We start from the raw sequence: 15,806 nt of genomic DNA, 5'->3' as shown, positions 1-15,806 counted from the left end.
CCCAGCCCGCAGCCTTCGTACGCCTGAGGGCGGTGACGGGTGTGCCGCCGCTAAGGCGGGGCGGCCGGTCCGACCCAGTCCCGGCGGTAGGCCAGCCAGTCGCCGGGCGTGGCCGCGTAATCCACGTAGAGCCCCACGCCGAAGCGCTCGCGGAGGATGTCCTCCCGGCTCAGGCCGAGCCGTACGCCGCGGACGGCTGACGGCACCGTCTCGGCGCGGTGCAGCAGATCCCGTTCGTGGAGGAACGGCAGACCGATGAGGAGATCGGTGTCCTGCGGGGTGACCTGCAGTGCGAGTTCGGTCTGCTGTGCGACGTAGCCGCCGTACAGGCTCTCCAACGGGGTCACGGCGTCGTGGCCCGGCACCGCGATCTGGTCGACCCGTTCGGAGACTTCGCGGAAGTAGCTCTGGGCCCACCACTTCGGACGGTCGGCCACCGGAGCGGCGACCGTGTGGAGCGCGGGGAGCGGTTCGATCTGGTGGGCGGTGGCGGAGAGCACCGCGTCGACCTCGTGCAGCGCGGCACCCAGGTCCTCCAGCAGCTCCAGGTAGCCGGGATCGCCGGAACGCACCCCGTCGACCTGCAAGTGGATCCCGTCGAAGCCGAGCTCCAGCACCTGCCGCGCGCCGGCCACCACGTTCCCACGGGTTTCCGTGTCGTCCAGCCGCAGGCGACCGTCCCCCGGGTGTTCGTCCCCGGCGGGCACCGTGCCCAGCCACGCCTGGACCCGGACACCGGGCAGCTGCTCCGCCATCGCGCCGGTCAGCCAACGGGCCCGTGGGGACCGGCCGGCGGGCAGCGTCCCGTCGTGGGAGAGCGGGCCGGTGTGCACGAACACGTCGCGGACGCCCGTGCCGTCCAGCCGCGCGGCCAGGGTGGCGAGATCGGTCTCGTCGTGCCGTCCGTCGACCCAGGCGGGACCCAGCCAGAGCGCGTCACGGTCACGGGTGTGTGCCTGCGGGTCCGGGCTCCCCCCGTACATGGCCCGGAGAAAGACCAGAAGCATGATGAAGGGCATCAGGAGCAGCAGGGCGAGCGTGCCGGAGACCAGTCGCACGGTGCGGCGGGCGGGGAGCAGCCGGCCCACCGCGCTGCGCCGTGCGGCGTTCACCTGCATCCGGCCCGTCACCCCCGCTCGCCCCGGCATGCGTGCGGGGCACTCTTCCATACGAGCGGGGGGTTGGCCATGGGCACCGGTTCACCCGAGGTCCGGCCGCCGGGCGGTCCGGTGGACAGCTGCGGCGGGCTCCCGCCCAGGGGTCACTTCTCACCCGGTGTGGGCTGTTGCTCGGGCTCCTTCTCCGGCGTTTCGGGCTCGTCCTCGATCCAGCCCATGGTCCGCTGGACCGCCTTGAGCCAGTTGCGGTACTCGCGGTCTCGCCGTGCCGGGTCCATCCGCGGGTGCCACCGGGCGTCCTCGCGCCAGTTCTCCCGCAGCTCTTCGGTACTGGACCAGAAGCCCACCGCGAGTCCGGCGGCGTACGCGGCGCCGAGCACCGTGGTCTCGGGGATTTCCGGCCGCACCACGGGGGAGTCGAGGAAGTCGGCGATGTTCTGCATCAGCAGGTCGTTCGACGTCATCCCGCCGTCGACCTTGAGCGTGGCGAGCTCCACGCCCGAGTCCTTCTTCATCGCGTCGACGATCTCCCGGGTCTGCCAGGCGGTGGCCTCCAGGACGGCCCGGGCGATGTGCGCCTTGGTGACGTAGCCGGTCAGGCCTGCGATGATGCCGCGTGCGTCGGACCGCCAGTACGGTGCGAACAGCCCGGAGAACGCAGGAACGAAGTACGCGCCGCCGTTGTCCTCCACCGAGGAGGCCAGCGTCTCGATCTCGGCCGCGGTCGTGATCAGCCCCATCTGGTCGCGCATCCACTGCACGAGCGCGCCGGTGACCGCGATGGCGCCCTCCAGCGCGAAGACGGGCGGCTCGGTGCCGATCCGGTACGCCACCGTGGTCAGCAGCCCGCGGTAGGAGTTGACGGGCTTCCCACCGGTGTTCATGAGAAGGAAGGTGCCGGTGCCGTAGGTCGACTTCCCCTCACCCTCGGCGAAGCAGGTCTGCCCGAACAGCGCGGCCTGCTGGTCGCCGAGCGCGGAGGCCACCGGTACTCCGTCGAGGGCGCCGCCCTTGACATGGCCGTACACCTCGGAGGAGGACCGGATCTCGGGCAGCAGGCCGGCGGGCACCTCCATGGACTGCAGGATCCGCTCGTCCCATTCCTGGCGGCGCAGATTCATGAGCATCGTGCGGGAGGCGTTGGTGACGTCGGTGACGTGCCGGCCGCCGTCGGCACCGCCGGTGAGCTTCCAGATGATCCAGGAGTCCATCGTGCCGAAGAGCAGCTCACCACGTTCGGCGCGCTCGCGCAGGCCCTCGACGTTGTCCAGCAGCCAGCGGATCTTCGGGCCGGCGAAGTAGGAGGCCAGCGGCAGTCCGGTCTCCCGGCGGAAGCGGTCCTGGCCGACGTTGCGCCCCAGGTCCCGGCACAGCTGGTCGGTGCGGGTGTCCTGCCACACGACGGCGTGGTGCACCGGTTCGCCGGTCTTCCGGTCCCAGAGCAGGGTGGTCTCGCGCTGGTTGGTGATGCCGACGGCCTTGACGTCCTCCCGGGCGATCCCGGCCTTCTCGATGGCGCCGGCCACCACTTCCTGGACGTTCGCCCAGATCTCGGAGGCGTCGTGCTCGACCCAGCCGGGCCGGGGAAATATCTGCTCGTGCTCCTTCTGTTCCATGGCGACGATCCGGGCGCTCCGGTCGAAGATGATGCAGCGGCTGGAGGTCGTGCCCTGGTCGATGGCCGCGATGTACCCGTGGGGAGTGATCGAGGAAGCGGGGTCGTGTGTGTCACTCATGTGGTGGCTCCTGAGGGGGCGGCGTCCGCCGGACGAGCGGACGGGAGACGGTGCGGGGGAGGTCAGGTCACGAGCTGGAAGATCCAGGCGGCGAGGGCGGCGCCGATCAGGGGGCCCACTACCGGAACCCAGGCGTAGCCCCAGTCGGAGCGCCCCTTGTTGGGCAGCGGCAGCAGGGCGTGCACGATGCGGGGGCCCAGGTCGCGGGCCGGGTTGATCGCGTAACCGGTCGGCCCGCCGAGGGAGAGACCGATCCCGACGACGACCAGCGCGACCATGAGCCCGGCGGCCCCGCTCAGCTGGAGCCCGTCGTTGAGCCCCATGCCGAGGATGGCCAGCAGCAGCACGAGGGTGGCGACGATCTCCGTGGCGAGGTTCTGCACGGGGTTGCGGATCTCCGGGGCGGTGGCGAAGATGCCGAGCACCGGCCCCTGTTTCGGCGGTGAGGGGTGAGCGCTCTCCGCGGGTGCTTCGGCCCGTTCCACCGGGCCCGGGCCCTGCTCGTTCTCCTGGGTCGCGGACGCACCGGGAATGCCGGAACCGCCGACGATCTCCCGGTCTCTGAGGTGTGCCTCGAAATGCCCGAAGTACGCGACCCAGACAAGCGTGGCCCCGATCATCGCACCGACCAGCTGACCGGCGAAGTAGACCGGCACGTCGCCCCACTCGCCGGTGTCGATGGCGAGTCCGACCGTGACGGCGGGGTTGATGTGCGCGCCGGAGATCTCCACGGCGGCGTAGACACCGGTGAGGACGCCGAGACCCCAGCCGAAGGTGATGGCGAGCCAGCCTGCGCCGAACGCCTTGGACTTTTTCAGGGTCACGGCGGCGACCACGCCGCACCCGAGCAGGATGAGCAGGCCGGTGCCGAGGATCTCACCCATGAAGATGTCGGAGCTGGACACACTGACTCCTTTGTCGGTTGCCCGGAGGGATCCCGCTGACCGCCGCCCCTCGTTCGGCATCGTCGATCGGGAGAGGACAGCATTTCCTCTCGGATGACCCCTGTCGGCAGGACCGAAACAAGGACCGGTCAGATGTCCATCTTGCGTGAGAGGCGCGTCGTGCGCCTTGTGTGGCCCGGACGGTGACGCCGGCCGCCCCGGTCCGGAGCCGGGGCCGGGACTGTCCGGTCATCGGGACGGTTCCCGCCGATGGGGGACCGGGCGGATACGCTGACCGGGTGCGCTCCCTGTCCGGGAGCGCAAAGCCGACAGCCGTCGCACCCCTGGGAGTACTGCCATGGCCATGCCCACCCTGCCCCCCGCCACTCAGCCCGACCGAGCCGCAGCCCTGCGCGAAGCACTGGCTTCGCGGGTGGTGGTGGCGGACGGCGGGATGGGGACGATGCTGCAGGCGGCGGACCCGTCGATGGAGGATTTCCAGCAGCTGGAGGGGTGCAACGAGGTTCTGAATGTCACGCGTCCGGACATTGTGCGGGCGGTGCATGAGGAGTATTTCGCGGTCGGTGTGGACTGTGTGGAGACGAACACCTTCGGTGCGAATTTCGCGGCGCTGGCGGAGTACGACATCGCCGGGCGGGTGGCTGAGCTGTCGGAGGCCGGAGCGCGGGTCGCCCGCGACGTGGCTGACGGGTTCACCGCGGGTGACGGCCGGGCGCGGTGGGTGCTGGGTTCGATGGGTCCGGGGACCAGGCTGCCGACGCTGGGGCATGCCCCCTACGGGGTGCTGCGGGACGCGTACCAGCAGAACGCGGAAGGGCTGGTGGCAGGGGGCGCGGATGCGCTGCTGGTGGAGACCTCGCAGGATCTGCTGCAGACCAAGGCGGCGGTGATCGGTGCCCGGCGCGCGCTGACGGCAACCGGCGCCGAACTGCCGGTGCTCGTTCAGGTGACGGTGGAGACAACGGGTGCGATGCTGCTGGGCTCGGAGATCGGGGCGGCGCTGACCGCGCTGGAGCCGCTGGGCATCGACATGATCGGCCTGAACTGCGCGACGGGTCCGGCGGAGATGAGTGAGCACCTGCGGTACCTGGCACGGCATGCTTCGGTGCCGGTCTCGTGCATGCCGAACGCGGGTCTGCCGGTGCTGGGCTCGGACGGCGCGCACTATCCCCTGACGCCGGAGGAGCTGGCGGACGCGCACGAGGGGTTCGTGGCGGAGTTCGGACTGTCGCTGGTGGGGGGGTGCTGCGGGACGACCCCCGAGCACCTGCGGCAGGTGGTGGAGCGGGTACGGGGTGTGGTGCCGGGGGTGCGGGATCCGCGGCCGGAGGCGGGGGCGTCGTCGTTGTACCAGGCGGTGCCGTTCCGGCAGGACACCTCGTATCTGGCGATCGGGGAGCGCACGAACGCCAATGGGTCGAAGAAGTTCCGCACCGCGATGCTCGAGGGGCGCTGGGACGACTGTGTGGAGATCGCCCGCGAGCAGATGAGGGAGGGGGCGCATCTGCTCGATGTGTGTGTGGACTATGTCGGCCGGGACGGGGCGGCGGACATGGCGGAGCTGGCCGGGCGGCTGGCGACGGCTTCGACGCTGCCGCTGGTGCTGGATTCCACCGAGCCGGCTGTGCTGCGGGCAGGGCTGGAGAAGCTCGGGGGCCGGGCGGTCATCAACTCCGTCAACTATGAGGACGGCGACGGGCCGCAGTCGCGATTCGCGCAGGTGACCGCACTGGCGGCCGAGCACGGCGCCGCGCTCATCGCGCTGACCATCGACGAGGAGGGTCAGGCCCGCACCGTGGAGCACAAGGTCGCGGTGGCGCAGCGGCTGATCGCCGATCTGACGGAGAACTGGGGCATCGGGGAGTCCGACATCATCGTCGACTGTCTGACGTTCACGATCTGCACGGGGCAGGAGGAGTCCCGCAAGGACGGCGTGCACACGATCGAGGCGATCAGGGAGCTGAAGCGGCGGCACCCGCGGGTGCAGACGACGCTGGGGCTGTCGAACATTTCCTTCGGGCTGAACCCGGCTGCCCGACAGGTCCTGAACTCGGTGTTTCTCGATGAGTGTGTGAAGGCGGGGCTGGACTCGGCGATCGTGCACGCCTCGAAGATCGTGCCGATCGCCCGCCTGGCGGAGGAGCAGGTACAGGCAGCGCTTGACCTGATTTACGACCGGCGGCGTGCCGACTACGACCCGCTGCAGCACCTGCTGGAGCTGTTCGAGGGGGTCGATGCCCAGGCGGTCAAGGCAGGCCGGGCCGAGGAGCTGGCCGCTCTGCCACTGGAGGAACGGCTCCAGCGGCGCGTCATCGACGGCGAACGCAAGGGCCTGGAAGCCGACCTGGACGCCGCCCTGGCCCAGCGGCCCGCCCTGGCCATCGTCAACGACACCCTCCTGGCAGGTATGAAGGTCGTCGGAGAGCTTTTCGGCTCCGGCCAGATGCAACTGCCCTTCGTCCTGCAGTCCGCCGAGGTCATGAAAGCCGCGGTCGCGTACCTGGAACCGCACATGGAGAAAACCGACGACGACGGGAAAGGCACCATTGTGCTGGCCACCGTCCGCGGTGATGTCCACGACATCGGCAAGAACCTCGTCGACATCATTCTGTCCAACAACGGCTACACCGTCGTCAACCTCGGCATCAAACAGCCCGTCTCCGCGATCCTGGACGCTGCCCGCGAACACCGCGCCGACGTCATCGGCATGTCCGGACTCCTGGTCAAGTCCACCGTCATCATGAAAGAGAACCTCCAGGAACTCAACACCCGCAACATGGCCGCCGACTACCCTGTCATCCTGGGCGGTGCCGCCCTCACCCGTGCCTACGTCGAACAGGACCTCCACGCCCTCTACGACGGCGAAGTCCGCTACGCCCGCGACGCCTTCGAGGGCCTGCGGCTCATGGACGCCCTCATCAACGTCAAACGCGGCGTGCCCGGCGCCGTTCTCCCCCCACTGAAGCAACGCCGCGTCCCGCACCGCGAACAGCCCGCCGCCCCGCCGCAGGGGAACACCGCCGAGGTAACCGTACGTTCCGACGTGGCCACCGATGTCCCCGTCCCGCGGGCCCCCTTCATCGGCACCCGCGTCGTCAAGGGCATCGCCCTGAAGGAGTACGCCGCCTGGCTCGACGAGGACGCCCTCTTCAAAGGCCAGTGGGGGCTGAAAGGCACCCGCAGCGGCGACGGCCCCGGCTACGAGGAACTCCTCGCCACCGAGGGCCGCCCCCGGCTGCGCGGCTGGCTGGAACGCCTGCACACCGACAATCTTCTCGAAGCCGCAGTCGTGCACGGCTACTTCCCCGCTCACGCCGAAGGCAACGACCTTGTCCTGCTTCACCCTGACGGAACCGAACGCACCCGGTTCACCTTTCCCCGGCAGTCCCGCGGCCGCCGGCTCTGTCTGGCTGACTACTTCCGCCCCAAGAGCTCCGGCGAAACGGACATTGTCGCCCTCCAGATCGTCACCGTCGGCAGCCGCATCGGTGAAGCCACCGCCGAACTCTTCGAAAGCAACTCCTACCGCGACTACCTCGAACTCCACGGACTGTCCGTCCAGCTCGCCGAAGCACTCGCCGAATACTGGCATGCCCGCACCCGCGAAGAACTCGGCATCGCCGGCAACGATCCCGACCACCTCAGCGGCATGTTCCGCACCGAATACCAAGGCTGCCGCTACTCCCTGGGCTACCCCGCCTGCCCCGACCTGGAGGACCGCGCGAAGATCGCCGACCTCCTCCAGCCCGAACGCATCGGCGTCAAACTCTCCGAGGAGTTCCAGCTCCACCCCGAACAATCCACCGACGCCCTCGTCCTCCACCACCCCGAAGCCACCTACTTCAACGCCCGCTGAAAGGTACTTCGCCCGGGATACGGAGCCTCACCCGTTCGGCTGAATGGGAAGGTGCTCGTCCGGCCCCGCACATAGAATGATCCGTCCGGTGAAGGCCGGTCGTCGGCTCCCTGCACAGGGAGCCGACGACCGGCCTTCTCGTCCCCTCACGGAGGTGCCTGCGTATGACGAGCTTCATCCCCGCAGTGGACACCCGCACGACCGCCGTCCCGGCTCCGCAGGCCGTGCTTCTCGACATGGACGGCACCCTCGTCGACACCGAGGGCTTCTGGTGGGACACCGAGGTGGAGGTGTTCCGTGCGTTGGGGCACACACTGGCCGAGGAGCACCGGGAGGTCGTGGTCGGAGGTCCGATGACCCGCAGTGGCGCTTACCTCATCGAGGTGACCGGCGCGGACATCGAACTGGCCGAGCTGACCGTCCTGCTCAACGCCACGTTCCTGAAGCGCCTGGACAGCGGTGTGTCCCTGATGCCCGGTGCCCAGCGGCTGCTGACCGAGCTGGCGGCCCACGAGGTGCCCACCGCTCTGGTGTCCGCCTCGCACCGGAGCATCATTGACCGGATGCTGGTATCCATCGGCGCGGAACACTTCTCGCTGACCGTGGCCGGTGATGAGCTGGGGCGGACGAAGCCGTATCCGGATCCGTATCTCGCCGCGGCGGCCGGGCTGGGAGCCGATCCTGCCCGGTGCGTCGCTGTGGAGGACACCCTCACCGGAGTCACCGCTGCCGAGGCTGCCGGCTGCCGGGTGATCGCCGTGCCCTCTGTGGCGCCCGTCCCACCGTCCCCGGACCGGACCGTGGTCGGGTCGCTGGCCGAGGTCGACCTTCCCTACATCCGGTCACTGTGGGCGGATCCCCTCGGTCCGGTGCTCCCGACTGGCTGAATCCTTGCACCGTGGCCACAGGTGTCCGTGACCTTCCTCACGAGCGCCCCGCGCCGGGCGTGCGCGGTGAGGTGCCGTCAGCTCACTCCGGGAACTGTTCCGCTGTCGGATTTGTCGGGATGCTGCGTGTTTCCCCGGTGAGCTCCGGCCTGTGAGGCGGGTCCGGCGTGCCGGTAGTTGCAGTACCGGACGACCTGTCCGGCACCGTGGCCCGTCAGCCAGCCCTGTTCGCTCCGGCTAATGTCAAGGAGCCCGGCCCTTCGTGCGGTTCGCCCCGTTCGTCGGAGTGCCCGGACCGGGACGTTTCGTGGAGAAGTGAGGACAGGTACGTGAGGAAGTGTGTCCAGTGGGGAGCGCTCCCACTCTCGGTGGGGATCACCGCCGCACTGCTCACCGGATGCGGGTGGGACGGTGAGGGCGGGGAGAGCAATGGTCCGCCCATCGTCATGGGAATGACCGACGAAGTCTCTTCCCTCGACCCCGCATCCGGCTACGATCCCGGTAGCTGGCTGGTCTTCAACAACGTTTTCCAGTCTTTGCTGAGCTTCCCCAATGGTGGTACCGAGCCCCAGCCGGAGGCAGCCGAGGAGTGCGCCTTCACCGATGAGTCGAGCCGGCGCTTCGCCTGCACCCTCCGGGAAGGGCTGGAATTCAGCAACGGGAACCCGCTCACCTCCGAGGACGTGAAGTTCTCCTTCGAGCGGTCGCTGCGGATCGACGACGAGCACGGGCCGGCCGCCGTGATGCTTTCGACGATCGAGGAGATCGAGACTCCCGACGACCGCACTGTCGTCTTCCATCTGAGCCAGCCGGATGCCACCTTCCCGCAGAAGATCGCCTCCGGTGCCGGAGCCATCGTCGACCACCGGGAGTACCCGGCCGACGCGCTGCGCACCGACGGCGAGGCGGTGGGGTCCGGCGTCTACCGCCTGGACAGCTTCTCCGGCCAGGAGGCGGTGTTCTCCGTCAGCCCGAGCTACCGCGGCCCTGCGCGGGTGCAGAACTCCGGCATGACCATGAAGCTGTACGACGGAGACCAGGAGGCGCTGAAGAGCGCGCTCACCGCCGGAGAGGTGGACCTGGCCTACCGTGGGCTCGCCGCCAGGGACATCGCGGAGCTGGACATGTCCGCGGTTTCCGGTCAGCGAGGGATCAAGGTCGTCGACGGCACCAGCGCCGAGGTGATGCACCTGGTCTTCAACCTCGACGACGACACGGCCGGGAAGCTCGGGGTGCGGCAGGCGATCGCTCATCTCCTCGACCGCTCCGCACTGGTGCGGGACGTGTACGAGCGCACCGCCGAACCGCTCTACTCGATCGTTCCGGCCGGCATCGTCGGTCACAACACGGCCTTCTTCGAGGCGTACAGCGACTACCCGCAGCCGGACAAGGCGGAAGCCGCCCTGCGTGCCGAAGGACTCACCGAGCCGGTCGAGCTGACCCTGTGGGGCACTCCGGTGCGTTTCGGCCCGGGCACCGTGCCGGCCCTCCAGCACGTCGCCGAACAGCTCAACTCCTCCGGACTGTTCCGGGTCTCCGTGCGCAGCGTCGAGCTCGAGGAGTACGAGCAGGGGATGGAGAGCGGGGACTACGGCGCCTATGTCCGCGGCTGGGTGCCCGACTATCCCGATCCGGACAATTTCACCGATCCCTTCTTCGGTGAGGACAACGTGCTCTACAACAACTACGAGCCCGGCCGCATCACCGAGGAGCTCATCCCCCGTACCGCCGGGGAGAGCGACCGGGGCCAGACCGTCGCCGACTTCGCCGAACTGCAGCACATCGTCGCCGAGGAGCTCCCGATCATCCCGCTGTGGCAGGGACGGCAGTACGCCGTGGCGGCCGAGAGCATCAACGGTCTGCAGTGGACCCTGGACGCCTCCACCGTCTTCCGGTTCTGGGAGATCAGCAAGACGTCCCGGGAGTAACGCGCCGCACCGCCCCCGGACGTGCGAGGCCGTCGCGGACCGACTCCCGCTCCCCGGCGGTGAGGAGGCCCCGGCGGCCTCGGCGCGGAGGGACGGGCGCGTCCCGCCCTCCGCAGGCCGGTGCGAGCCGGGCGCAGGCCGCCGCCCCGGCGGTCAGCTGCCGGGACGCACCAGCCCGCTCTCGTAGGCGTACACCGCGGCCTGTACCCGGTCGCGCAGCTCCAGCTTCGTCAGCAGGTGCCCCACGTGCGTCTTGACCGTCGTCTCACTGACGAAGAGGTCCGCCGCGATCTCGGCGTTCGACAAACCGCGCGCCACCAGCTTCAGTACCTCCAGTTCGCGTTCGGTGAGTGTGTGCAGAGCGTCGGGGAGCGGCTCCTCACCCGAGGGCAGCTTCTCCGCGTACTTGTCCAGCAGCCGGCGCGTGATGCTGGGGGCCAGCATCGCCTCACCGGCCGCCACCACCCGGATCGCCTGCACCAGCTCCGTGGCGGGCGCGTCCTTGAGGAGGAAGCCGCTCGCGCCCGCCCGTAGCGCCTCCACCACGTACTCGTCCAGGTCGAATGTGGTGAGCACCAGCACCTTGGCGGGCCCGTCCTTCGTCGGTCCGGTGATCCGGCGGGTGGCCTCCACCCCGTCCATCCGCGGCATCCGGATGTCCATCAGCACCACGTCGGGCTGCAGCGCGCGCACCTGATCGAGGGCCTGCAGTCCGTCCCCCGCCTCACCGATCACGGCCAGGTCCTGCTCCGTCTCGAGAATCATCCGGAAACCGGTGCGCAGCAAGGGCTGGTCGTCCACCAGCAGTACGCGGATCGCCACGGGTTTCCTCCAGGGCCGGTCGGACAGCGGGCCCTCATTCTTGCTCACGGCCGGGCGGACGCCTCTCCCGGGACCGGGGCGGGCTCCGCCGGCCCGCCGGACCCACCCAGCGGGAGCGGAGGCTGCACGAGCAACGGGTAGGGCGGAGGAGTGCCGCCGAATTCCGGGCACCGAGCCCGGTGGTCGCACCAGCCGCACAGTTTGCTGCGCTTCGGCCTCCAGTCCCCGGTCTCCGTCGCCAGCCGGATGGCCTCCCACAGCGCCAGCAGTTTCCGCTCCACCCCCAGCAGTTCCGACTCGCCCGGATCGTAGGTCAGCACATCGCCACTGCCCAGATACACCAACTGGAGCCGGCGGGGTACCACTCCGCGCAACCGCCACAGCACCAGAGCGTAGAACTTCATCTGGAAGAGAGCGCCGGCGGAGTACTCCGGACGCGGGGCCTTGCCCGTCTTGTAATCGACGATCCGCACTTCGCCCGTCGGCGCGACATCCACCCGGTCGATCACCCCGCGCAGCCGCAGCCCGGAATCAAGCTTCGTCTCGACGAACAGCTCCCGTTCCGCGGGCTCCAGCCGGGCCGGATCCTCCAAAGAGAACCATCGTTCCACGAGCGCCTCCGCCTCCGCGAGCCACTCCGCGAGCCGGGCCGTGTCCGTGTCGCCGGGCCCGTCCGAGTCGTCCGGACTCCCGGAGCCGTCCCGGCTCGACGAACCGTCCGCGGCGGTCTCGCGCTCCGCGGGGAACAGCCGAGCCAGCTCCGGACGCCGGGCGAGCAGCCGCTCCCATTCCTGCACCACCAGGGCCCGGGCCCTGGGCACGCTGCGCTGGGCGGCCGGCACGTCGAAGAGCCGCTCCAGCACGGCGTGCACCACCGTCCCCCGGGTGGCGGCCGGGCTGGGCTCCTCGGGCAGCTTGTCGATCACCCGGAACCGGTAGAGCAGCGGGCACTGCATGAAATCGGAAGCCCGCGAGGGCGACAGCGAGCTCGGACGGGTAACGGCAGGGCCTTCCATGGGACGAAGCCTACGGGCGGTCACCGACAGTCCGTAGGGGCATACCATCGACTGCGGGGCCCGCCGGCAGGCATGATCGTGTTCTCCGGAGGTCCCCGAGGCGTACGGGGCGTACGCCTCGACGAGCGGAGCGACCACTCGCGGGCACAGCAACAAGGGGATCCGGTGGGAGACACGGAGCGAGAGCAGCCGCCGGGCACCGACGGAAAGCAGGGAGCCGACGGACGCCAGGGAAGGCGGTGGCCGGGCGGCGGCAGCATCGTCATGGGGCGCCTCTTCGGGGTGCCCATTCACGTCGCACCCAGCTGGTTCCTGGTCGCGGCCCTCATCACCTGGTTCTTCGGCAACCAGCTGGGCCGGGTACTGCCCGAGCTCGGTGCGGAGCGGTACCTGGTCTCGCTCTTCTTCGCGGTGGCCTTCTACGCCTCCGTCCTGGTCCACGAACTCGCCCATACCGTGGTGGCGCTCCACTACCGGCTGCCTGTCCGCCGCATCCAGTTGCAGTTCTTCGGCGGGGTCTCCGAGATCGAGAAGGAATCGGAGACCCCCGGCAGAGAGTTCGTCCTCGCCTTCGTAGGCCCGCTGCTCTCCCTGGTGCTCGCCGGTGTCTGTTACGCGGGCATGCTCACGGTCGAGAGCGGAACCGTTCCGGGTGTGCTGCTCACCGGCCTCATGCTCTCCAACCTTCTCGTCGCCGTGTTCAACCTGCTGCCCGGCCTGCCGCTGGACGGCGGACGAATGCTCCGAGCCGTCATCTGGCAGCTCACCGGCAGGCCCATGACCGGCACTGTCGCCGCCGCCTGGACGGGCCGAGGGCTGGCCCTCACCGTGCTCATCGGCCTGCCGCTGGCCACCCACACCACCGGGCTGACCGAACGCGAGTCCTTCACCGGGGTCGACTCCCTCATCGACGGCCTGCTGGCGGCTGTCCTCGCCGCGATCATCTGGACGGGCGCGGGCAACAGCCTGCGGATGGCCCGGCTCCGCGAGCGGCTGCCCGCGCTCCAGGCCCGGGTCCTCAGCCGCCGGGGCGTTCCGGTGGCCGCCGGGACGCCGCTCTCCGAGGCGCTGCGCCGGGCCAACGAGGCGGGCGCACGGGCTCTGGTCGTCGTCGGCCCCGACGGTGAACCCCTCTCCCTCGTGCGGGAGTCAGGCATCGCCGGTGTGCCGGAGCACCGCCGTCCGTGGGTGCCGGTGGGCACGCTGGCCCAGGAACTCACCGAGGGCATGCGGGTCCCCGCCGATCTCGCCGGCGAGGCACTGCTGGACCGCCTGCGGGCCACTCCGGTCTCCGAGTACCTCGTGGTCGAGACGACCGGGGAGATCTACGGCGTGCTGTCCGCTGCCGATGTGGAGCGGGCCTTCCTGGACGCCATGGCGAAGCGGCCCGCCGGCCGCACGTCGGACTGAGCCGCCTCGATTACGGTCCGACGTGTCTGCTGGACTACGCTGGCGCACATGTCCGAACCGACCGGTGCCGCGCGCCGCCGCGGGCCCTTCCAGGTCGGGGACCAGGTTCAGCTCACCGACCCGAAGGGCCGCCACTACACCTTCACGCTCGAAGCCGGGAAGAGCTTTCACACCCACAAGGGTGCCTTCCCGCACGACGAGCTGATCGGTGCCCCTGAAGGAACCGTCGTCCGTACCACCGGAAACGTCGCTTACCTCGCGCTGCGCCCCCTGCTCCCCGACTACGTCCTTTCCATGCCCCGTGGCGCTGCCGTCGTCTACCCCAAGGACGCGGGGCAGATCCTCGCCATGGCCGACATCTTCCCCGGCGCCCGTGTCGTCGAGGCAGGAGTCGGCTCCGGCTCGCTGAGCACCTTCCTGCTGAGGGCCATCGGCGAACAGGGGATGCTGCACTCCTACGAGCGGCGCGCAGACTTCGCCGACATCGCCCGGTCCAATGTCGAGCGATACTTCGGCAGCCCTCACCCCGCCTGGCAGCTCACCGTGGGTGACCTGCAGGACAATCTCAGCGACCCTGACGTCGACCGCGTCATCCTGGACATGCTGGCCCCCTGGGAGTGCCTGGACGCCGTTTCCAAGGCCCTCGTCCCCGGCGGGATGGTGTGCGCCTACGTGGCCACCACGACCCAGCTCGCCCGCACGGTGGAGACGATCCGGGAGCACGGCACCTTCACCGAGCCGACGGCATGGGAGACCATGGTCCGGACCTGGCACGTTGAAGGGCTTGCAGTGCGCCCGGACCACCGGATGATCGGTCACACCGGCTTCCTGCTCACCGCCCGGCGCCTGGCGGATGGAGTGGAACCGCCCCTGCGTCGCCGCCGCCCCGCCCCCGGGGCGTACGGCGACGACTACACCGGGCCGGGATCGGGCAGCGGGCGCGGCTGACCGCCCGCCCCCGTAACGAGAAGACCGGCCGGGTTCCGCTGCGCAGGGGACCCGGCCGTTCTCCCCGGTTGTGAGATATGACACGATGCGGCCATCCCCGCTTCGCCGGCTCTCACAGGAGAACTCTCGCGTGCAGCCCACGGCAGGCCCCGACCTCGCGCCCACCCCCACCCGAGCGGTGCACTGGATAGTCACTGCTGCCGCCCTGGCCGTCGTGGCCGGCGGTGCGGCCCTGGTCCAGCCCCCTGATGCCACGGCCAGCCCGGCCGCCGCCTCCGGCGGCCCGAACCCGGAGGCCGCCGCCTATCCGCTGGACTGCCCGGACGGTATCGCGGTGACCGACCGGGCGGTGGGGGATCTCGACGGGGACGGCCGCCCGGAGACGTTCGCGGCCGTCCGCTGCGACACCGGAACGGGCACCCCGCCCAGCGGGCTCTACGTGCTCACCGGCCCGCCGGCCGGCGAAGGGCCGCCGCGGGTGGCGGAGGTTCTGGTCGACCCTGAGGACGGCATGACTGTCCAGCAGCTCACCGTGGAGAACGGCAGCGTTTCGGTCGTATTGCTCGGCTACTCCTCACCGGAGGTGCCCCGCTGCTGCCCCGACCAGGAAGGGCGGGCGAGCTGGCACTGGGAGAACGGCGGGCTGGTCCGCACCCAGGCCACTCCCATGACCACGGCTGACGCCTGAACCGCGGCCGGCCCGCGGACCCGGCAACCGGCGTCCGCGGTCACTCGGCGTCCGGGCCGTAGACCTCCGCCCCGTCCGAGACGCGGCGCACATGGATGCAGTCGCCCGGGCACTCCTTGGCGGACGCCGCGACGTCGCGCAGCAGGGGCAGCGGAACAGGGGCAGCGGCGCCCGGCGCGGTCAGCAGATCCGCTTCCTCGCCGGCCGGGACGGGCGGCTTCACGTAGGCCAGCCCGTCGATATCGAGCTCGAAGACCTCCGGGGCGTACTGGGCGCAGATCCCGTCACCGGTACACAGATCCTGATCGATCCAGACCTCGAGATCTTCGGGGGCTTTGTCCTGCACGGTCATCCTGCCTGCCGTTCCTCTTGCGTACGCTTCCAAAGAGAGCCATACCCGACGGGTGTTGACCGCTTACGACCATACAACCGACAGCTTTCCGATGCCGCTGGGTGGGTATTCCCCTGGCGGAGGGAGTGCGCAAGGGTGAA

Annotated in this window: 12 protein-coding genes; 6 read left to right on the top strand and 6 right to left on the bottom strand. The window is 69.9% G+C overall.

The window, feature by feature from the left end:
• Positions 1 to 50: 50 nt before the first annotated feature.
• From PJ985_RS15845 to PJ985_RS15835, 3 genes are all read right to left on the bottom strand, one after another.
• Complete coding sequence (locus PJ985_RS15845; RefSeq protein ID WP_271684408.1) at positions 51 to 1,148, bottom strand: hypothetical protein; 1,098 nt, start codon at positions 1,146 to 1,148, stop codon at positions 51 to 53.
• Positions 1,149 to 1,261: 113 nt separating this feature from the next.
• Positions 1,262 to 2,854 (bottom strand): glycerol kinase GlpK, encoded by a 1,593-nt coding sequence (glpK, locus tag PJ985_RS15840; RefSeq protein WP_271684407.1) that lies wholly within the window; start codon positions 2,852 to 2,854, stop codon positions 1,262 to 1,264.
• A gap of 62 nt (positions 2,855 to 2,916) precedes the next feature.
• The gene (locus tag PJ985_RS15835; RefSeq protein WP_271684406.1) at positions 2,917 to 3,759 is read right to left on the bottom strand and encodes an MIP/aquaporin family protein; all 843 of its coding nucleotides are present in this window, start codon (positions 3,757 to 3,759) and stop codon (positions 2,917 to 2,919) included.
• Positions 3,760 to 4,096: 337 nt separating this feature from the next.
• On the opposite strand from PJ985_RS15835, the gene metH reads away from it, so the two are divergent.
• The 3 genes from metH to PJ985_RS15820 all read left to right on the top strand — a co-directional run bounded on the left by metH (position 4,097) and on the right by PJ985_RS15820 (position 10,430).
• Positions 4,097 to 7,615, top strand: coding sequence for a methionine synthase (gene metH / locus PJ985_RS15830; RefSeq protein ID WP_271684405.1), 3,519 nt, complete (start codon positions 4,097 to 4,099; stop codon positions 7,613 to 7,615).
• Positions 7,616 to 7,779: 164 nt separating this feature from the next.
• Positions 7,780 to 8,502, top strand: a complete 723-nt coding sequence (locus tag PJ985_RS15825) for an HAD family hydrolase (RefSeq protein ID WP_271684404.1) — start codon at positions 7,780 to 7,782, stop codon at positions 8,500 to 8,502.
• Positions 8,503 to 8,831: 329 nt separating this feature from the next.
• Positions 8,832 to 10,430 carry an ABC transporter substrate-binding protein gene (locus PJ985_RS15820; protein ID WP_271684403.1) on the top strand — a complete coding sequence of 533 codons (1,599 nt, stop codon included), beginning with the start codon at positions 8,832 to 8,834 and terminating at the stop codon, positions 10,428 to 10,430.
• Between the two features lie 153 nt (positions 10,431 to 10,583).
• On the opposite strand, the gene PJ985_RS15815 is transcribed toward PJ985_RS15820, so the two are convergent.
• Complete coding sequence (locus PJ985_RS15815; protein WP_271684402.1) at positions 10,584 to 11,252, bottom strand: response regulator; 669 nt, start codon at positions 11,250 to 11,252, stop codon at positions 10,584 to 10,586.
• Between the two features lie 44 nt (positions 11,253 to 11,296).
• Positions 11,297 to 12,268: a RecB family exonuclease gene (locus PJ985_RS15810; RefSeq protein WP_271684401.1), complete on the bottom strand. Its 972-nt coding sequence runs from the start codon at positions 12,266 to 12,268 to the stop codon at positions 11,297 to 11,299.
• 165 nt (positions 12,269 to 12,433) lie between these two features.
• Between PJ985_RS15810 and PJ985_RS15805 the strand changes: the two genes are divergently transcribed.
• The 3 genes from PJ985_RS15805 to PJ985_RS15795 all read left to right on the top strand — a co-directional run bounded on the left by PJ985_RS15805 (position 12,434) and on the right by PJ985_RS15795 (position 15,314).
• Positions 12,434 to 13,678 carry a site-2 protease family protein gene (locus PJ985_RS15805; protein WP_271684400.1) on the top strand — a complete coding sequence of 415 codons (1,245 nt, stop codon included), beginning with the start codon at positions 12,434 to 12,436 and terminating at the stop codon, positions 13,676 to 13,678.
• Between the two features lie 48 nt (positions 13,679 to 13,726).
• Positions 13,727 to 14,626 carry a tRNA (adenine-N1)-methyltransferase gene (locus PJ985_RS15800; RefSeq protein WP_271684399.1) on the top strand — a complete coding sequence of 300 codons (900 nt, stop codon included), beginning with the start codon at positions 13,727 to 13,729 and terminating at the stop codon, positions 14,624 to 14,626.
• A 130-nt stretch (positions 14,627 to 14,756) separates the two neighbouring features.
• Positions 14,757 to 15,314: a hypothetical protein gene (locus tag PJ985_RS15795; protein WP_271684398.1), complete on the top strand. Its 558-nt coding sequence runs from the start codon at positions 14,757 to 14,759 to the stop codon at positions 15,312 to 15,314.
• 40 nt (positions 15,315 to 15,354) lie between these two features.
• Here PJ985_RS15795 and PJ985_RS15790 read toward each other — a convergent pair whose 3' ends face one another.
• Positions 15,355 to 15,666: a ferredoxin gene (locus PJ985_RS15790; RefSeq protein ID WP_271684397.1), complete on the bottom strand. Its 312-nt coding sequence runs from the start codon at positions 15,664 to 15,666 to the stop codon at positions 15,355 to 15,357.
• Positions 15,667 to 15,806: the final 140 nt, after the last annotated feature.

The organism is Streptomyces sp. ACA25, assembly GCF_028200735.1.
Taxonomy (GTDB): domain Bacteria; phylum Actinomycetota; class Actinomycetes; order Streptomycetales; family Streptomycetaceae; genus Streptomyces.
Note: the sequence above shows the minus strand (reverse complement) of the source record. Positions and strands in the feature narration are given on the sequence as shown.